Below are 18,986 nucleotides of genomic sequence, written 5' to 3' on the forward strand. Positions count from 1 at the left end.
CCAACCCGCGTCCGCCCACGGGATGATCGGCACCGTCCAGGAGTCACCCGACCCCTAAGGGACCTACGTCCGACGGGCCACGAGAGTTCCGCCCCAGCTCCGTGTGCCCGGCCCGCGCGCCGGTACGGGCTGGACGGGGTTCGGGGGTGGCGCCGTCGCCTGGGCGCGCGTCAGCCCGCGCGGTGGACGACTCCGTCGCACAGGGCGGCCAGGGCGTCCTTCGCGGGGTGCGGCGGCAGCGGGGCCAGCGCGGCGCGGGCCTGCTCGGCGTGGGCGACGGCGTCGCGGCGGGCGAGGTCGAGCGCGGGGTGGGCGCGCAGCCCGGCCAGGGCGTCCGCGTGCCGCGCGTCGTCGGTGAGGTCGCCCTCCAGCAGCCGGACCAGCTCGCGGTCCAACGCGGAGCCGCCCGACGCGGCCAGCGCCCGCAGGTGCAGCACCGGCAGCGTCGCGATGCCCTCGCGCAGGTCGGTGCCCGGCGTCTTGCCGGACTCGTGGCCGTCGGAGGCGATGTCGAGCACGTCGTCAGCGAGCTGGAACGCGGTGCCGATGCGCTCGCCGTACTGGCTGAGGACGGAGACAAGGCGTTCGCCGGCGCCGGACATCAGCGCGCCGAAGCGGCAGGCGACGGCGATGAGCGAGCCCGTCTTCCCGGCGAGGACGTCGAGGTGGTGCTCGATGGCGTCCTGGCCCTCGCGCGGCCCGGCGGTCTCCAGGATCTGGCCGGTGACCAGGCGTTCGAACGCCTCGGCCTGGATGCGCACCGCCTCCGGCCCGAGGTCGGCCAGCACGTGGGAGGCGCGGGCGAAGAGGAAGTCGCCGGTCAGCACGGCGACGGAGTTGTCCCAGTTGGCGTTGGCGCTGGGCACGCCACGGCGCACGTCGGCCTCGTCCATGACGTCGTCGTGGTAGAGCGTGGCCAGGTGGGTCAGCTCGACGACGACGGCGGCGGGGACGACGCCCGGCGCGTACGGGTCGGCGAACTGGGCGGACAGGAGCGTCAGCAGGGGGCGGAACCGCTTGCCGCCGGCGCGGACCAGGTGCTGGGCGGCCTCGGTGATGAAGGGGACGTCACTCTTGGTGGCCTCCATCAGCCCGCGCTCGACAGCGGCCAGCCCGGCCTGGACGTCGGCTTCCAGAGCCTGGTCCCGCACGTTCAGCCCGAAGGGCTCGACGACGGTCACGAGGTTCTCCTGTCTGCGCCAGATCTGTCAGCAGATCTACTGGTCTCGGCCGGTACCCGCTGGTCACCGCCGGTTACTGTGAGGTACACGCACCCTTGGCGTTCTACCGCCGAAGCGTATCCGGTCACCTGTCGATCACGTCAGGCACGTCCCCTCGCTAGCCTGGGACCGGTCCTGACCGGCGACGACCTCGAAGGCGAGGGCACCACCGACATGCCAGACAACCCTCTTGAGCTGTACGGCCGTGACAATCTCCCCTACGGCGTCTTCTCCACCGCCGACGCTCCCGGCCACCGCCGGATCGGCGTGCGCTACGGCGGCACCGTCGTGGATCTCGGTGCCGCCGCGACGGCGCTGGGCTCCCCGCACGCCGACCTGCTGACCGCGCCCACGCTGAACCCCCTGCTGGCGGCGGGCCGCGCGGTGTGGACGGCGGTGCGCGCGGACCTGCGCGGCTGGCTGGCCGAGCGCGAGGCCGAGCTGCTCCGCGTCCCGCTCGCCGACGTCACCTTGCACCTGCCGTTCGAGGTCGCCGACTACGTGGACTTCTACGCCAGCGAGCACCACGCCACCAACGTCGGCCGCATGTTCCGCCCGGACGGCGAACCGCTCACGCCCAACTGGAAGCACCTGCCCATCGGTTACCACGGCCGCGCGGGCACGGTCGTCGTCTCCGGCACGCCGGTGCGACGGCCGCACGGGCAGCGCCGCACGCCGGACGGGCCGGTGTTCGGGCCCTCCCAGCGGCTGGACATCGAGGCGGAGGTCGGCTTCGTCGTGGGCACGCCGTCCACGCTCGGCGAGCCGGTGCCGCAGTCCGCGTTCCGGGAGCACGTCTTCGGCGTCTGCCTGCTCAACGACTGGTCGGCGCGCGACATCCAGGCGTGGGAGTACGTGCCGCTGGGCCCGTTCCTCGGCAAGTCCTTCGCCACCTCCGTCTCCGCGTGGATCACGCCGCTGGAGGCGCTGGACGCCGCCCGCGTCGCCCCGCCCGAGCGCACCCACCCGCTGCTGGACTACCTCGCCGACGACGCCGGCTCCGCCGGGGAACCCGCCGGGTTCGACCTGCGCATCAGCGTCACGCTCAACGGCACCACCATCGCCGAGCCGCCGTTCTCCGCGATGTACTGGACGGCCGCGCAGCAGCTCGCGCACCTGACGGTCAACGGCGCCTCACTGCGCACCGGCGACCTGTTCGCCTCCGGCACCGTCAGCGGCCCCGAGCCGCACCAGCGCGGCTGCCTGCTGGAGCTGACGTGGTCGGGCGAGAACCCGCTCCGGCTCCAGGACGGCGAGCGGACGTTCCTGGAGGACGGCGACGAGGTGGTGCTCACCGCGTGGGCACCGGGGCCGGACGGTGCGCGGATCGGCCTGGGAGAGGTCGCGGGCAAGGTCTACAAAGCCTGACCCCACGGGGGTTACGGTAAGCCGATTTCTCTGCTCGTCCACAGGTATCAGGTATAGGGGAGGAACAGTGCGGATACGGGCGCGGGGTGCGGGTGCGGCCGTCGCGGTGGCGGCGGCGCTCCTGATCAGCGGGTGCGGCAGCGGGGGCGACGACGCCGAGGACAAGCCGGACACCTCGGAGTCGTCCTCCGCCCCGGCCGACGGCGACACGGGCGGCGACGGGGACGGCGGTGGCGACGGGGACACCGGCGGGGACGGCGGCGCCGGGAGTGGCGACGGCGGAAGCGGTGACGGCGGCGACGAGGGTCAGGACGAGACCGGCGGGGACGGCGGCGCCGGGAAAGGCGCTGACGGCGGCAGCGGAGACGACGGCGCTGACGGCGGCAGGGACGAGGGCGCTGACGGCGGCGGGGACGGCGACCCCGGCGAGCCCAGCACCGCGATGAAGCCGTTCCAGGGCGCCTGGCTCAGTGCCATGCCCGGCACCGACGCCCAGGGCATCGTCATGGTCAACATCACCGACAACCTGATCGGCGTCGCCGACCAGACCCTGTGCTCCGGCACCGTGGACGAGAGCAAGAAGCCGCTCACGGCCACCCTGAAGTGCGAGGGCGAAGGCGGCGAGAAGTACACCAAGGCCACCATCAACGGCGTCAAGGACGGCAAGCTGTCCATCACCTGGGCCTCGGGCGGCGCTGAGGAGTACCTCTCCGCGCAGAAGATGGACGGTGCACCCTCGTTCGACCAGTAGACGGCCAGCTCCGACGGCCCCTCCCAGGTGGCGTGCCCGACCTGGAGCGATGGCCGTCGCACGGCCGCGATGCTGCTAGCTTGACCGCCATCTGTTCCGGAACGTAGGAGTGAACATGCGCACGTCAGCGCGGGTGACGGGGACGGCGGCAGCGATCGCGGCCGTGCTGCTGAGCGGCGGATGCGGCCAGGGCGGCGACGGCGAGGACGAGAAGCCCGCGGCCGAGAAGTCGCAGAACACCGGCGTCGATCCGGAGACGGAGCGTCAGCCCGGCACCGTGCAGGGCATCTGGCGCACCAGCGCGGACGGCGAGGAGCTGGTGCTGAGCATCTTCGCCGACGGCGTTTCCCTGGTCCGGGAATCCGGCACCTGCGACGGCCGCGTGACGGAAGCCGACCAGCCCACGCTCACCCTCACCTGCAACGGCGACCAGGGCGACAACGGCACGGAGCGCAGCAACGGCACCGTGGAGAAGGTAGACAGCGAGGAGCTGACCATCTCCTGGAACAGCGGCGCGACCGACACCTACACCAAGATCGCCGACGCCCCCAAAGACATGCCCACCGACCTCGGCGACCTAGAAGACCTCATCCCCCAGAACTGACTTATCCGGTCCAGAAATTGAAGGTGCGAGCTTGCCGAACTGATCTAGGGGCTTCCCAGTGAGCGACGACGCATCGGCTTACGTAGCCGCCAACGTAGCCATAGCCTCCGCGCCAGTGACAGACCGGTTCGGTGCGAGTTTCGTTAGTCGCCGCGCGGTGGTGGATCAGGAAGTCATAGCCCCGTCCAGGTACTCCTGCACTGGCTCGAACAGGCCGTAGGGCACGTACTCCGGGATGTCGCCATGGGCAACCCAGGCGAGCTCGGCCAGCTCTTCCGCGTCCACCACCTGAGCCGTACCGCCCAGTTTCCGGCAGGCAGTATACGACATGAGGCGTCCCGTCTTCGGGTGAACGCGCTCGCCGAGCAGCTTGACCGCAGCCACGGTCAGCCCAGTCTCCTCCCGGGTCTCCCGCACAGCGGCGTCCTCGCGCTCCTCGCCTGGCTCGACCTCTCCGGCCGGGAACTGCCAGGACAGCTGCCCCTCTCTGACCCGGCGGCGGACCATGAGCACACGGCCCTCGTGAACAACGATGGCGGCGGCGATACCGGGCTGCTCATCCGTCTGCTGCTGCGTCACGTCTGCTCCTCCAGGACGGCCAGGATGGGTGGGAAGATCGTATCGACGGGGATGAAGCGGGGCACTGCGTTTCCAGGAACCCACATCACGTCGATATTCTCGGCCGTGTCGGTGTTGGTGGCCTCGCCAGCCAGGTACTCACAGAGGAAGTACTCGCACAGCACACCGGTCGTGGGGTGGAGACGATTGCCCAGGTTCTTCCGCACCGCGCAGTGGACTCCCGTCTCGTCCAATGTCTCCCGCACTGTGGTGATCTCCGGCTTGTTTCCCGGCTTGATGACTCCAGCCGGAAACTGCCACGTGATTCCCGCAACATCGTTGTCCCGTCGGCATACCAGAAGGACATCGCTGTCGCGGGCGACCACCGCGATGGCCACTCGCAGCGCCTGCGCGCCGGGCGGTGTCGAGTCTGCTGACGCCAGCTCCTTTGCCAGCAAGAGAGCGAAACGCTGTCGGGCAGCCGGAGGAGCCTGTTCGTGGGCTGTGTCGAGTAGCTGCTGCATCTCCCGGCGAGGCACAACGAATGCGTCAGAGTGCCAACTGGCCACCGTTCTGACGGCGATGCCCAAGTGAGCGGCGAACTGTTCGTTGCCGAGCCGTAGGGCGGACTGCAGCAGGCACGCGTACCTGCCGCTCCAGCGCTCGATCACGTCCACAAGCCTGCCCCCTCATCGCCGCCACAGTGCAAAACTTCTGGTGCCGAAAGTGCACTCCCACTGCATCGGCACCGCATGGCCCTGCGCGAAGAGCCCCGGAAGAATCGGAGTCACCCGGGGGCAAGGAGCCACCACCGAAGGCTCACGCCTTGGGAGGCATAGGAGAGACACGACTGCACCAACGGTCACAGGGAGATTCTAGGTACGCACCCTCCGTGGAGGGCGCGAAATAACAAGTTGGCCGAATCCGGACTCTCGATGGCCGATCAACCGCACCTCAGCCGATGATCGCCCATCCAGGACAGGCGTCCGTACGTCTGTACCGCCCTGCCAGCGCCGGTAACCTCAACGGATGACGGCTGATTGCGCGTCACTTCAATTAAGTAACAAGGCGAAAGGGAGCCAATGGCTGAGGTTCAGGCACACACTGTCGAGCGCACACTCGTCCTGCTCAAGCCCGATGCACTGGCCCGTGGACTGGCAGGAAGGATCATCACGCGGTTCGAGGAAGCCGCGCTGAAGATCGTCGGCACGAAGATGAAGTGGATGGACGAGGAGTTCACCCGCAAGCACTACTTCGACCTGGAAGAGCGGCTGGGATCGGAGGTTTACAGCGTCACGGCGACGTTCATGCAGCAGGGCCCCGTCATCGCCCTGGTACTGGAGGGATTCGACGCCATTGCCACGGTCCGCAAGATCGTCGGCAGCACGTACCCGAACCAGGCCCCGGCCGGAACAGTTCGGGGGGACTTCTCCCACTACAGCGCCGCGGGCAGCGTCGCCTCGGGCAAGGCGGTCGCGAACCTCGTGCACGCTTCCGGCAACGCAGAGGAGGCCAAGCAGGAGGTGGGGCTGTGGTTCGACATGAGCGAACTGCAGGACTACAAGACACTAGCTGAGATCTACACGTACTAGCAGCGGGTCACGGCGTCACCCACGGGGCGTCATGACGTTGAACACCATTGGGGCACGAACGCTTGAACCGAGAGGGCACCATGACCAGCCAGACCCGCATGGCCTCCACCGACGAACTGGAGACGATCTTCCAGCGTGAGCTGGCGACCGACCGGTGGGCGGCCACCGAGACCGCGTACGCCCTGGCTGTGCGCCACCGCGACCTGGGCGACTGGCCCGCGTCGCGTGAGTGGGTCCAGCAGTGCTTGCGCCTGCTGGAAGGATTCCCCAGCGAGACAGAGGAGCAGGTCGCCACCGGCCGCACGTCGGTGGGCGACGTCCAGCTGCCGACCTACCTGCACTCGGGAGTCGTCAAGGAACGCTTCGGCACCCTCGGCTGACATCCGGCGATTCATCCGGGGTGATGCGGCCTGAAACCGATCCGGCCGCATCACCCCGCTCGAACACCAACCCCATAACGATCGCCCGACCGGACAGCCCCTCACGGCAGGGTCCGGCTGGCTTCGCTATGCCTGAAACGAGGAGGAAGCAGCCCAGTGGCCGTCGAGATTGAGATGCGCGCCCGCTTCACCAAGGAGGCTCACGACCGGCTCGTCACCCGCCTGAAGGCGGGCGGAGAGGACTTGGGCCCCGACGACAAGCACATCTACTTCTACGTGCTCCCTGCCCAACTCCTCAAGGTTACGGACAACACCACCGCCGACACCGCGAAGGTCACTTTGAAAGGGAGCAAGATCGGACGGGGCACGGCCTTCGAGGAGACCGAGTTCGCCATCGCCCCCAACGACGTTCCCGCCGCGGTGAAGGTGTTCAACGCCCTCGGCTTCGAGACAGCGATGCACGAGGCGTTCAACTTCCGTCACAACTTCCGCTTCGACGGCGTCGAGATCGCGGTCAAGTGGAGTGAGGCGTGGGGCTACCACGCCGAGTTCGAGGTGCTGCTGGAAGACGGCGCCCCGGCTGCCGCCCGCGCCGAAGCCGAAGCCAAGATCACGGACGTCGCCACGGCGCTCGGTGTGACGCTGATGACGGAGCAGGAGCTGGCCGACTTCACCGCCGCCTTCGAGGCGGCCGAGAAGGAGCGCAAGGAGCGCGAGCAGCAGACCGCGCCGATCCGGTAGAGAACATCACCGCGGAGACCACCAAGGGGGTGGGCACGAGTGAGCACGACCCCGTTGACCGCAAGTCTGATCGACCTGGCTGCCCGAGGACAGCTCCCGCTCCACCAGCACATGGACCACGCCACCATCGCGTGGATCAGCGACAACAAACCCGACCTCCCCCCGGCTACGCGGCTGGCCATGCGCCCGCAGTCGAAGAAACTGCTCGCACACGGCGGACTGCCCACCCGGTGGTGGGCCGACCCCCGCCTGTACACATCGCTCCACGGCGTCCGGCACGCCATGAGGACGGCAGCGCTCGCCGCCGTCCTTGCAGAGGCGAACAGCCTCGACGACGCCGATACCGCCACAGCGGTACTCGCCGCCGCCGTACACGATTGCCAACGACGCCATGACCAGGACGACCGAGGACATGGAGCCCGCGCGGCCATCTGGCTCGCCGCGAACGCAGACACCGTCTGGGTCCACTTCGGCCTCACCGCCACATCCCGGCGGATCGTGCAGGCGGCCACCGCCGTTCGACTGCACGACATTCCGTACGAGGCGTTCACCGCAGACGACACGTCGGACCACGCCCGGACCGGCCGCATCACCGACGTGGTCAAGGCCGCCGATGCCCTGGACCGCTACCGCCTGCCGAAGCTGAAGTGGTGGCCAAACTCCAGCTACGTCCGCGAACCCGTCTTTGACCAGCTACGCGCTCTCGCCTTCGACCTGGTTCTCGTCTCGGAGCGTGCCTACCTCGCCGGGGCCAGCGGCCCCGAGGCTGTCCGCTACGCCCTCGCTGAGAAGGGCCTACTCTGACCATGGACTTTCTCGACAGCTACCACCTGTGGGCCGACGCCCACTCATTCTTCGGCTCAACTCTCATCCCTGGCCCCGCTGACCACACCGACCCGCTCGCCACACAGGCTGCGGGCTGGGACCGACGTCTCGCCGAGGACACCCCGAACGGCCACCTGCTGCGGCAGAACGCCCTCTTCGAAGCCCTGAGCGGGAACAGTAAGCTGCACCTGTTGCACGTCACCCACGCCCTGGAGGAGATCAGCCAGCAAGGAGTGCTCTACCCATCGGGCGGCTGCCTCGTCGGAAGCATCTACTGTGCGCCGCTCACCGCGAGCGACCAGGGCTTCCGCATGCACAATCTCGGCGCCTACGTCCTGACCAAGGAAGCACCAACCTTCCTGGCCAAGCTCGGTGTCACCGACCGTGTCCCTACCCCGCTGATCTTCGAGATCGACACCCCGCCGCAGGCATACCGCGGTCTCGCAGGGGTGGACTACCTGCGGTTGGGCCTCATCCACCTGCAGATCTACACCCGCCTCGAGTACCTGCTGAGTAAGAACGAACGGCACCAACTGCGCGAGACCGTCGTCAGCCGGGTCAAGAACTCGGCCGCGTTCCTCGCCACGGCTTCCGCCGTCGCGTATCTGGGCACCCAAGTCGACGCCGAGCCGTTCCTCAAGCTGCTCGACGAGACGATCCCCCGCCTGCCGATCCTCGGCTACCTGTACTTCGAAGCGGTCGCCGAGTACCTGATGCTCCACTCGACCTCCCGCCACACCCGGCGCCTAGCCGATCTTGGCGAGCTGAACAACTGGCTGTACAAGGAGACGCTATTCGCCTCCTTCCCTGCCATGGCCGGCAAGTTCGACCTGGCGAGGTTCCGTCCCCGTCCGAAGCAGTTGGCCGCACTCATCCACCGGGTCGACCCGACCATCGACCCCAACCACGCGAGCGCATACCTGGTCGAGCGCATCAGCTACCTCGTCGCCGCCCGCCTCTTCGCGCCTGGTGACGCCCCGGAAGCCTGGCACCACACGCGCTGGGAGTTCGACTCCCTGGCCACCCAGCTCGGACCACTGCTGGGCCACCTGATCCACCGGGAACTGCGCACCTTCGGCCGCTACCCCGACTTCTACTTCTACTTCGACCAGCACAAGGCGCTGCAAGTCTGGAACTATTGGAATCACATGGATATCGTCGCCCCGTTCAACGGCACGATGCCCAAGGGCGAGGTCGGCATCAACCCGGCCTACCCCAACCTCGACTTCCGCGTCTGGCGCGCCGAGCAGGACGAGGCAGGCCACCTCCACCCGGCCGAAGAGCTCGCGCTGACCATCGCCCCGCGGCTGGTGGACATCAAGTACACCCTCATGCGCAACAACCAGTGGGCTGCCCCCGCGCCCAACGCCGCCTAATCGCTGCCGCCACCCGCGGCCCACCCCACCCGAGTAACCTCACACGCAGGAGATCGTGATGAGTACCTCCGACATGCCCTCCGTCGAGCTCCTCGGCGAGCAGATCGCCTCCGTCCTCGCTGACCCCGCCACCACCCACGGCCTCGCCCGCACTCTCCGGGCCGCCGCCAAGGAGATCGAACTCCACCGCTACCACCACGCCAGCCGCCGCGCCTGGCCCAACGGCCGCATCGATGACAAGCCCGCCAGGGTCCAGATCGGCGGCGGAGCCCACCGCATCGACGCCTTCTTCAACATCGACCTCGTGCCACCGGCCGACCTCCACTGGGACATCCGCGAGGGCATCCCCCCTCCAAGACGACAGCACCGAGGAGATCTTCTCTGAACACTTCCTGGAGCACATCGACTACCCGCGCTCAGCAAAGTACTACGCCCGCGAGGCCCACCGCGTCCTCGTGCCGGGCGGCCGGATCATCACCGGAATTCCCGACGCCGCCTTCGCTCTCAACCAATACCCCCACCCACTGAAGACCCCCGACGAGACGATCGAGCGCTGGTACGCCAAACGCGACTGCCGCGGTGACATCAACACCCGACTCGACCTCGTGAACCTCGTCTTCCGCGACCAGGACGACGACCCCATCTACACCCCGCATCTGTGGGCCTACGACCACGACAAGCTCGTCCAGCTCTTCGCCGAAGCCGGCTTCATCACCATCGAGCCTTGGGCCTTCGACCCCACCATGGCCAACCCGAAGCGCCGCTGGGGCAGCATCTACGTCGTCGCCACGAAGAGCCCTCAAACAGACCGCGAGTCCGGGCTGCCCCGTTCCTAACGCCTTGATCACCGGGCGGCATCCCGTGGGGCCGGTGCGTGGGTGTGCACCGGCCCCACGGGGCGTCGCTAGCGGACGAAGACGCCCGCCTGGGTGGCGAGGTCCAGGAAGTACTGGGGGGCGATGCCCAGGACCAGGGTGACGGTGACGCCGATGGTGATGGCGGCCGTGGTGAACACGCTGGGGATGGCGACGGTCGGCCCCTCGGGGCTGGGTTCGGAGAAGAACATCAGCACGATGACGCGGATGTAGAAGAACGCCGCGATGGCCGAGGCGATGACGCCGACGACGACCAGTCCGCCCGCGCCGCCCTCCGCCGCGGCCTTGAACACCGCGAACTTGCCCGCGAATCCGGAGGTGAGCGGGATGCCCGCGAAGGCGAGCAGGAACACCGCGAAGACGGCGGCGACCAGCGGCGAGCGGCGCCCGAGTCCGGCCCACTGGGACAGGTGTGTCGCCTCGCCGCCCGCGTCGCGCACCAGCGTCACCACGGCGAACGCGCCGAGTGTCACGAAGGAGTAGGCGAGCAGGTAGAACAGCACCGAGGAGACGCCGGAGGGGGTGGTGGCGATGACGCCCGCGAGGATGAACCCGGCGTGCGCGATGGAGGAGTAGGCCAGCAGCCGCTTGACGTCAGTCTGGGTGAGAGCGACGACGGCACCGAGCAGCATGGACGCGATGGCCACGCCCCACATCACCGGCTCCCAGTCCCAGCGCAGCCCGGGCAGGACGACGTACAGCAACCGCAGCAGGGCGCCGAAGGCGGCGACCTTGGTGGCGGCGGCCATGAAGCCGGTGACGGGGGTGGGGGCGCCCTGGTAGACGTCGGGGGTCCACATGTGGAACGGCACCGCGCCCACCTTGAACAGCAGGCCCATGACGACCATGGCGCCGCCGATAAGCAGCAGCGCGTCGTTCGCGGTGCTGGCGGCCAGCGCGGGTGAGGGGCTGGGCACGGCGCCCTCGACGACCTGGGCGAGCCCGGCGTAGGACACGGTGCCCGCGTAGCCGTAGAGCAGGGCGATGCCGAAGATGAGGAACGCCGAGGAGAACGCGCCGAGCAGGAAGTACTTGACGGCCGCCTCCTGGGACAGGAGCCGCCTGCGGCGGGCGAGCGCGCACAGCAGGTACAGCGGCAGCGAGAAGACTTCCAGCGCGATGAACAGCGTCAGCAGGTCGTTGGCGGCGGGGAAGAGCAGCATGCCGCCGACGGCGAAGAGCAGCAGCGGGAAGATCTCCGTCGTCGTCCACCCGGCCTTGACGGCGGCCTTCTCGCCCTCGCCGCCGGGGATGGCGGCGGGCTGGGCGGCGAAGGAGTCGACTTGGGCGCCGTGCGCGGTGGGTTCCAGGCGGCGTTCGGCGAAGGTGAAGACGGCGACGACGGCCACCAGCAGGATGACGCCTTGCAGGAACAGGGCCGGGCCGTCCACCGCGATGGCACCGACGCCCGCGACGGCGGCCTGGGTGGTGGCGTAGCCGTCCAGGGCCAGGCCGACGACGGCGGCGAAGGCACCGGCGAGGGCGGCGATGGCCAGCAGCACCTGGGCGGTGTAGCGGGCGCGGCGCGGGGCGAACGCCTCGATCAGGATGCCGAGGACGGCGGCGCCGAGCACGATCAGCGTCGGGGAGAGCTGGGCGTATTCGATGGACGGCGCCTCGGCGGCGAGCGTCCACAGGCTGTGGACGGACTCACCGGACGCGGACGCCGACGCGGGTGCCGTCAGGTGCTCCGTGACGTGCTCCAGCACGGGTGCCGTCACGTGCTCCGGCGCGGGTGCCGACGCGTGCGCCAGCGCGTCCGTCATCGCGTATGTCGCGCTCATTCCGCGGCCTCCACTGCGGGCAGTTGCGGTTGCGGGTCGGTCTGCCGCACGTCCGAGAGGGTGTGCTCGACCGCCGGGTTGACGATGTCGGTCAGCGGCTTCGGGAAGACGCCGAGCAGGATCAGCAGCGCGATGAGCGGCGCGACGACGGCCAGTTCACGCGGCCGCAGGTCCGGCATGCGCGCGATCTCCGGCTGGTCCACCGGCCCGGTCATGGTGCGCTGGTAGAGCAGCAACACGTACAGGGCCGCCAGCACGATGCCCGCGGTGGCGACGATCCCGGCCACCGGGTAGCGGCTGAACGTGCCCACCAGCACCAGGAACTCGCTGACGAAGGGCGCGAGTCCGGGCAGCGAGAGGGTGGCGAGCCCGCCGACCAGGAACGTCCCGGCCAGCACCGGCGCCACCTTCTGCACGCCGCCGTAGTCGGCGATGAGCCGCGAGCCGCGCCGCGAGATGAGGAACCCGGCCACGAGCATCAGCACGGCGGTGGAGATGCCGTGGAACACCATGTACAGCGTGGCCCCGGACTGGCCCTGGCTGGTCATGGCGAAGACGCCGAGGATGATGAAGCCGAAGTGGGAGATGGACGCGTACGCCACCAGGCGCTTGATGTCCCGCTGCCCGACGGCCACCAGCGCGCCGTAGACGATGCTGACCAGCGCCAGCACGATGACCACGGGCGTGGCCCAGGCGCTGGCCTCGGGGAACAGCCCGAGGCAGAACCGCAGCATGGCGAACGTGCCGACCTTGTCCACGACGGCGGTGATGAGCACCGCGACCGGCGCGGTGGACTCGCCCATCGCGCTGGGCAGCCAGGTGTGCAGCGGCCACAGCGGAGCCTTGACGGCGAAGGCGAGGAAGAAGCCGAGGAACAGCAGGCGTTCGGTGCCCTGCGCCATGGTCAGCTCACCGGCGGCGCGGGCCTCGGTGATGCGCTGGAGCGAGAAGGTGCCCTCGCCGAGCTGGTCGGCGGTGACGACGTACAGGCCGATCACGGCGGCCAGCATGATCAGGCCGCCCGCGAGGTTGTAGAGCAGGAACTTCACCGCCGCGTACGAGCGCTGCTTGGCGCCCTCGTCCTCCCCGGCGGCGTGCGCCCGGTCCCCGAAGCCGCCGATGAGGAAGTACATCGGGATGAGCATGGCCTCGAAGAAGATGTAGAAGACGAAGACGTCGGTGGCGGCGAACGAGATGATCACCATGGCCTCGACCATGAGGATCAGCGCGAAGAAGCCCTGGGTGGGCCGCCAGCGGCGGGAGGGCTCGGCCGCTTCGAGGGGGTCGGCGTCGTGCCAGCCCGCGGCGATGATGAACGGGATCAGCAGGGCGGTGAGCGCGATGAGCGCGGTGCCGATGCCGTCCACGCCGAGTTCGAAGCGGACGCCGAAGTCGGCGATCCACGCGTAGGACTCGGTGAGCTGGTAGCGCGCACCGCCCGGGTCGAAGCGGGCGACGACGAGACCGGCGAGCACCAGCGTGCCCAGCGACACCGCGAGCGCGAGCCACCGGGCGGCGGCCCGCCGGGCGGCGGGCACGGCGGCGGTGGCCACCGCGCCGAGCGCGGGCAGGACGGCGGTGGCCGTCAGCAGGGGGAAACCAGACATGTATCAGACCGCCCTCATCAGCAGGGTGGCTGCGACCAGCACGGCCGCACCGCCGAACATCGACACCGCGTAGGAGCGGGCGAACCCGTTCTGCACCTTGCGCAGCCGCGCGGACAGCCCGCCGAAGGCCGCCGCCGTCCCGTTGACGCCGCCGTCCACCACCGTGTGGTCGAGGTAGACCAGGCTGCGCGTCAGGTGCTGGCCGCCGCTGACGAACGCGGCGTGGTTGAAGTCGTCCTGGAGCAGGTCGCGGCGGGCGGCCCGGGTGAGCAGCGAGCCGCGCGGCGCGGTCAGCGGCACCGGCTTGCGCCCGTACTGGAGCCACGCGAGGCCGACGCCGAGCAGCATGACGGCGACCGTCGCGCCGGTGATGACCGGGATCGGGATCGGCGGGTGCGGGTGCTCGAAGGCGGTGACCGGCTCCAGCCAGTGCACGAAAGCCTCGCCCCAGTTGAACAGGCCACCGGCGAAGACGGAGCCGAAGGCAAGCACGATCATCGGCACCGTCATGACCTTCGGCGACTCGTGCGGGTGCGGCTCACCCGCCAGCCCAGCGGCCTGGCCGGACGCCGCCGGGGAGCCGCCAGCACCGGAGCCCGCCGAGCCAGCGCCAGCGCCGGAGCCCGCCGTGCCAGCGGCACCACCGGGCGCCCCCGTGCCACCGGCAGCACCAACCCCCGCGCCGCCCGCCACGGCCGCGGGCGCCGCGCCCGATTCGGCCGGGGCCGGGGTCGGGGCCGGCGCCGGGCGGACCCGCCAGCGCTCCTCGCCGAAGAACGTCAGCAGCATCACCCGCGTCATGTAGTACGCGGTGAGCGCCGCGCCCAGCAGTGTGGCGCCGCCCAGAACCCAGCCCCGCACGCCGCCCGCCGAGAACGCGGCCTCGATGATGAGGTCCTTGGAGAAGAATCCGGACAGGCCCGGGAAGCCGATGATGGCCAGGTAGCCCAGGCCGAAGGTGACGAAGGTGACCGGCATGTAGCGGCGCAGCCCGCCGTACTTGCGCATGTTCACCTCGTCGTTCATACCGTGCATGACCGAACCGGCGCCGAGGAACAGCCCGGCCTTGAAGAAGCCGTGGGTGACCAGGTGCATGATCGCGAAGGCATAGCCGATCGGGCCGAGCCCGGCGGCCAGCACCATGTAGCCGATCTGCGACATGGTGGAGGCGGCGAGCGCCTTTTTGATGTCGTCCTTGGCGCACCCGACGATCGCCCCGAACAGCAGCGTGACGGCGCCGACGGCGACGACGGCGGTCTGCGCGGCCGGGGCGGCGTCGAAGAGCGCGCCGGAGCGGGTGATGAGGTAGACGCCCGCCGTGACCATCGTCGCGGCGTGGATGAGCGCGGAGACCGGGGTCGGGCCTTCCATGGCGTCCCCGAGCCAGGACTGGAGCGGCACCTGCGCCGACTTGCCGCACGCGGCGAGCAGCAGCATCAGCCCGATCCCCGTCAGCACGCCCTCGCTGGCGCCGTCGGCGGCGGGCAGCACCTCGCTGAAGGCGAACGTGCCGAAGGTGGTGAACATCAGGAAGATGGCGATGGCCAGGCCCGCGTCACCGACGCGGTTGACCAGGAACGCCTTCTTCGCCGCCGTCGCCGCGCTCGGCTTGTGCTGCCAGAACCCGATGAGCAGGTACGAGGCCAGGCCCACGCCCTCCCAGCCGACATACAGCAGCAGGTAGTTGTCGGCCAGCACCAGCAGCAGCATCGCGGCGAGGAACAGGTTGAGGTAGCCGAAGAACCGCCGGCGCCGCGCGTCGTGCTCCATGTAGCCCACCGAGTACAGGTGGATGAGCGTGCCGACGCCGGTGATGAGCAGCACGAACGTCATGGACAGCTGGTCCAGCCGGAAGGCGGCGTCGGCCTGGAAGCCCTCCACCGGAATCCAGCTGAACAGGAACTGGTGCAGCGTGCGATCCTCGCCGGGGCGGCCCAGCATGTCGAAGAAGAGGACGGCGCCGAGGACGAAGGAGACGGCGGCCAGCGCGGTGCCCAGCCAGTGCCCGGCGCGGTCCAGGCGCCGTCCGCCCAGGAGCAGGACGGCCGCGCCCAGCAGCGGCGCCGCGACGAGCAGTCCGATCAATGACTCCACTGGTAGATACCCCTTACAGCTTCATCAGGCTGGCGTCGTCAACCGAGGCCGAGTGGCGGGAGCGGTAGAGCATCACGATGATCGCCAGGCCCACGACGACTTCGGCGGCGGCGACGACCATGACGAAGAACGCCATGATCTGGCCGTCGAGGTTGCCGTGCATGCGGGAGAAGGCGACGAGCGTGAGGTTCGCGGCGTTCAGCATCAGCTCGACGCACATGAACACCACGATGGCGTTGCGCCGGATCAGCACGCCGGTCGCGCCGATGGTGAACAGCAGCGCCGCGAGGTAGAGGTAGTTCGCGGGGTTCATGGACGCTCCTCCTGACCGCGGCCGTGGTAGTCGGCGGTGCGCTGCTCGATCGCGGCGACCTGGGCCAGCTCGCCGCTGCGCACCTCACGGACCTGGCCCCGGCGGCGCAGGGTGTCGGAGACGGTCAGCTCGGACGGGGTGCCGTCGGGCAGCAGGCCGGGCCGGTCCACGGCGTTGTGCCGGGCGTAGACGCCGGGGGCGGGCAGCGGCGGCAGGTGCTTGCCTGCGCGCACCCGCTCCTCGGCCTGCTCCCGCTGGGACTTGGTCTGCTCGATCCGCTCGCGGTGGGTGAGCAGCGTCGCGCCGACGGCGGCGACGGTCAGCAGCGCGCCGGTGACCTCGAAGGCGACGACGTACTCGGTGAACAGCCGCTCGGCGATGCCGGGCACGTTGCCGCCGAACTGGGCGTTGGCCTCGCCCACCCCGGCGAAGGTGCCCAGGGCCGCCTGGCCGATCCCGGCGATGAGCAGGATGCCCAGGCCCAGCGCGCAGGTGGCGGCGAGCCAGCGCTGCCCTTTGAGGGTTTCCTTGAGTGAGTCGGCCGTGGAGACGCCGACGAGCATCAGCACGAACAGGAACAGCATCATGACCGCGCCGGTGTAGACAACGATCTGCACGACGCCGAGGAAGTAGGCCCCGTTGGCCAGGTAGAAGACGGCGAGGATGACCATCGTCCCGGCCAGGCACAGCGCGGAGTGCACGGCGCGGCGCAGCGCGACGGTGCCCAGCGCTCCGGCGACGGCGATGGTGCCGAGCACGTAGAACTGCACGGCCTCGCCGGTGGTGGTGGCCGCGAGCTGCGTCCCCAGGGAGCTCACTGGTGCTTCACCCCTTCGACGGACTCGCCCGGCGCGGCGGTCGGCTCCGGCCCGGCGCCGGGGGAGGCGGGCTCGTCGGGGCCGAAGGTGTCGGCCGCGGGCTGCGGCGTGCCGGTGTCGGTGACCGGCTGCTGGACGGTGCCGGGCGCGGCCTCGGTGACCAGGCCCCGGTAGTAGTCCTTCTCCGTCATGCCGGGGTAGATCGCATGCGGCGAATCGACCATGTTCTCGCTGAGACCGACGAGCAGCTCCTCCTTGGTGAAGATGAGCGACTCGCGGGTGCGGTCGGCGAGTTCGTAGTCGTTGGTCATGGTCAGCGCCCGGGTGGGGCACGCCTCGACGCACAGCCCGCACAGAATGCAGCGCAGGTAGTTGATCTGGTAGACGCGGCCGTAGCGCTCTCCGGGCGAGTAGCGCTCCTCCTCGGTGTTGTCCGCGCCCTCGACGTAGATGGCGTCCGCCGGGCAGGCCCACGCGCACAGTTCGCAGCCGATGCACTTCTCCAGCCCGTCGGGGTGCCGGTTGAGCTGGTGGCGGCCGTGGAAGCGCGGCGCGGTGGGTTTTTTGTACTCGGGGTACTGCTCGGTGAGCCGCTTGGTGAACATGGCCTTGAAGGTCACGCCGAAGCCGGCCACAGGCCCCAGGGGATCAGGCATCGTCGGACTCCTTCTTCTCAGCGGTCCCAGCGGCCCCGGCAGTTCCGGCGGCCCCGGCGGTCCCGGCGTCCGTGGCGGGTGCCCCGGCTCCCACCGAGGCGGTCTGACGCTCGCGGCGCGGCCTGCGCCGGGGCACGGGCGGCAGGCTCTGGCCGGGCAGCGGCGGCACCGGGTAGCCGCCAGCCATCGGGTCGAACACGGGTGGGTCGCGGCGCGCGGCCTGCGCGGCTTCCCGCTCCTCGCGCTGCTCCCCCCGGTCGCGGAAGAGATCGACGACGAAGGAGACCAGCAGCAGGGCGATGACGCCGCCGGCGACCCAGAGCACGACCTCCTGGAAGTCGTAGCCCTCGTTGCGCATCGCCCGCACGGTGGCCACGAGCATCAGCCACACCAGCGAAATGGGGATGAGGACCTTCCACCCCAGCTTCATGAACTGGTCGTAGCGCACCCGGGGCAGCGTGCCGCGCAGCCAGACGAAGACGAACAGCAGCACGTTGACCTTGAGCACGAACCACAACAGCGGCCACCAGCCGTGGTTGGCGCCCTCCCACACCGTGGAGATGGGCGCCGGGGCCCGCCAGCCGCCCAGGAACAGGGTGACGGCCAGGGCGGAGACGGTGACCATGTGGATGTACTCGGCCAGCATGAACATCGCGAACTTGATGGACGAGTACTCGGTGTTGAAGCCGCCCACCAGGTCGCCCTCGGACTCGGGCATGTCGAACGGCGCCCGGTGCGCCTCACCGACCATGGCGACGAGGTAGATGAGGAAGGACACCGGCAGCAGCACCGCGAACCAGGTGTTGGCCTGCGCGTCCACGATGGCCGAGGTGGACATCGACCCGGAGTAGAGGAAGACGGCGGCGAAGCTGAGGCCCATCGCGACCTCGTAGCTGATGATCTGCGCCGTCGCCCGCACCCCGCCCAGCAGCGGGTACGTCGAGCCGGAGGACCATCCGGCCAGCACCGTGCCGTAGGCGGCGACGGAGGCGGTGGCCAGGATGTAGAGGACGGACACCGGCAGGTCGGTGAGCTGCATCGCGGTGCGGGTGCCGAAGATCGACACCTCGTTGCCGGGCGGCCCGAACGGGATGACGGCGATCGCCATGAACGCCGGAATGGCCCCGAGGACGGGGGCGAGGACGTAGACGGCCTTGTCCGCGCCCTTGACGACGACGTCCTCCTTCAGCATCAGCTTGATGCCGTCGGCGAGGGACTGGAGCATGCCCCACGGGCCGTGCCGGTTGGGGCCGATGCGCCGCTGCATCCAGGCGACGACCTTGCGCTCCATGACGATGGAGATCAGCACGGTCCCCATCAGGAAGGCGAAGCAGAACACCGCCTTGACCAGGATCAGCCAGAAGGGGTCCTGCCCGAACATGGACAGGTCCTCGACGGCCAGCACGGCCGTGGGCTGGGGGGCG

At 69.6% G+C, this 18,986-nt stretch carries 18 protein-coding genes and 1 pseudogene; 9 read left to right on the plus strand and 10 right to left on the minus strand.

The annotated features are described in order from the left end of the window. Positions 1-170: 170 nt before the first annotated feature. Entirely contained in the window at positions 171-1,181 is a 1,011-nt protein-coding gene (locus tag JJV70_RS10695) for a polyprenyl synthetase family protein (protein WP_219047583.1), read from the minus strand. A gap of 213 nt (positions 1,182-1,394) precedes the next feature. Here JJV70_RS10695 and fahA point away from each other — a divergent pair, with 213 nt between their 5' ends. From fahA to JJV70_RS10710, 3 genes are all read left to right on the plus strand, one after another. Continuing rightward, entirely contained in the window at positions 1,395-2,588 is a 1,194-nt protein-coding gene (gene fahA, locus JJV70_RS10700; protein WP_219047584.1) for a fumarylacetoacetase, read from the plus strand. A 67-nt stretch (positions 2,589-2,655) separates the two neighbouring features. After that, complete coding sequence (locus tag JJV70_RS10705) at positions 2,656-3,339, plus strand: hypothetical protein (protein WP_219047585.1); 684 nt, start codon at positions 2,656-2,658, stop codon at positions 3,337-3,339. A 115-nt stretch (positions 3,340-3,454) separates the two neighbouring features. Then, positions 3,455-3,943, plus strand: a complete 489-nt coding sequence (locus JJV70_RS10710) for a hypothetical protein (protein ID WP_219047586.1) — start codon at positions 3,455-3,457, stop codon at positions 3,941-3,943. A gap of 165 nt (positions 3,944-4,108) precedes the next feature. Here JJV70_RS10710 and JJV70_RS10715 read toward each other — a convergent pair whose 3' ends face one another. Next, a complete protein-coding gene (locus JJV70_RS10715) occupies positions 4,109-4,522 on the minus strand; it encodes an NUDIX hydrolase (protein WP_219047587.1) in 414 nt (137 codons plus the stop codon). Further along, positions 4,519-5,178: an NUDIX hydrolase gene (locus JJV70_RS10720; RefSeq protein WP_219047588.1), complete on the minus strand. Its 660-nt coding sequence runs from the start codon at positions 5,176-5,178 to the stop codon at positions 4,519-4,521. Before JJV70_RS10720 ends, JJV70_RS10715 begins: the two co-directional genes overlap by 4 nt. A gap of 405 nt (positions 5,179-5,583) precedes the next feature. Here JJV70_RS10720 and JJV70_RS10725 point away from each other — a divergent pair, with 405 nt between their 5' ends. The 6 genes and pseudogenes from JJV70_RS10725 to JJV70_RS10750 all read left to right on the plus strand — a co-directional run bounded on the left by JJV70_RS10725 (position 5,584) and on the right by JJV70_RS10750 (position 10,251). After that, positions 5,584-6,093: a nucleoside-diphosphate kinase gene (locus JJV70_RS10725; RefSeq protein WP_219047589.1), complete on the plus strand. Its 510-nt coding sequence runs from the start codon at positions 5,584-5,586 to the stop codon at positions 6,091-6,093. An 80-nt stretch (positions 6,094-6,173) separates the two neighbouring features. Beyond that, complete coding sequence (locus JJV70_RS10730) at positions 6,174-6,473, plus strand: hypothetical protein (RefSeq protein WP_219047590.1); 300 nt, start codon at positions 6,174-6,176, stop codon at positions 6,471-6,473. Between the two features lie 156 nt (positions 6,474-6,629). Continuing rightward, a complete protein-coding gene (locus JJV70_RS10735; protein WP_219047591.1) occupies positions 6,630-7,214 on the plus strand; it encodes a CYTH domain-containing protein in 585 nt (194 codons plus the stop codon). 39 nt (positions 7,215-7,253) lie between these two features. After that, entirely contained in the window at positions 7,254-8,018 is a 765-nt protein-coding gene (locus tag JJV70_RS10740) for a hypothetical protein (protein WP_219047592.1), read from the plus strand. Positions 8,019-8,020: 2 nt separating this feature from the next. Next, complete coding sequence (locus JJV70_RS10745) at positions 8,021-9,415, plus strand: hypothetical protein (protein ID WP_219047593.1); 1,395 nt, start codon at positions 8,021-8,023, stop codon at positions 9,413-9,415. A 58-nt stretch (positions 9,416-9,473) separates the two neighbouring features. Then, positions 9,474-10,251, plus strand: a pseudogene (locus JJV70_RS10750) (methyltransferase domain-containing protein). Positions 10,252-10,319: 68 nt separating this feature from the next. Here JJV70_RS10750 and nuoN read toward each other — a convergent pair. The 7 genes from nuoN to nuoH are packed head-to-tail and all read right to left on the minus strand — an operon-like array spanning position 10,320 to position 18,943. Further along, complete coding sequence (nuoN, locus tag JJV70_RS10755; RefSeq protein ID WP_257573703.1) at positions 10,320-12,074, minus strand: NADH-quinone oxidoreductase subunit NuoN; 1,755 nt, start codon at positions 12,072-12,074, stop codon at positions 10,320-10,322. Then, entirely contained in the window at positions 12,071-13,681 is a 1,611-nt protein-coding gene (locus tag JJV70_RS10760) for an NADH-quinone oxidoreductase subunit M (RefSeq protein WP_219047594.1), read from the minus strand. Before JJV70_RS10760 ends, nuoN begins: the two co-directional genes overlap by 4 nt. A 3-nt stretch (positions 13,682-13,684) precedes the next feature. Continuing rightward, entirely contained in the window at positions 13,685-15,775 is a 2,091-nt protein-coding gene (gene nuoL / locus JJV70_RS10765; protein ID WP_219047595.1) for an NADH-quinone oxidoreductase subunit L, read from the minus strand. Positions 15,776-15,788: 13 nt separating this feature from the next. Next, a complete protein-coding gene (gene nuoK / locus JJV70_RS10770; protein WP_219047596.1) occupies positions 15,789-16,088 on the minus strand; it encodes an NADH-quinone oxidoreductase subunit NuoK in 300 nt (99 codons plus the stop codon). Then, a complete protein-coding gene (locus tag JJV70_RS10775) occupies positions 16,085-16,906 on the minus strand; it encodes an NADH-quinone oxidoreductase subunit J (RefSeq protein WP_219047597.1) in 822 nt (273 codons plus the stop codon). Before JJV70_RS10775 ends, nuoK begins: the two co-directional genes overlap by 4 nt. After that, positions 16,903-17,562 carry an NADH-quinone oxidoreductase subunit NuoI gene (gene nuoI, locus JJV70_RS10780; protein WP_257573704.1) on the minus strand — a complete coding sequence of 220 codons (660 nt, stop codon included), beginning with the start codon at positions 17,560-17,562 and terminating at the stop codon, positions 16,903-16,905. Before nuoI ends, JJV70_RS10775 begins: the two co-directional genes overlap by 4 nt. Continuing rightward, entirely contained in the window at positions 17,555-18,943 is a 1,389-nt protein-coding gene (gene nuoH, locus JJV70_RS10785) for an NADH-quinone oxidoreductase subunit NuoH (RefSeq protein ID WP_219047652.1), read from the minus strand. Before nuoH ends, nuoI begins: the two co-directional genes overlap by 8 nt. Positions 18,944-18,986 lie beyond the last annotated feature (43 nt).

The organism is Streptomyces sp. JJ66 (genome assembly GCF_019303495.1).
Taxonomy (GTDB): Bacteria; Actinomycetota; Actinomycetes; order Streptomycetales; family Streptomycetaceae; genus Streptomyces.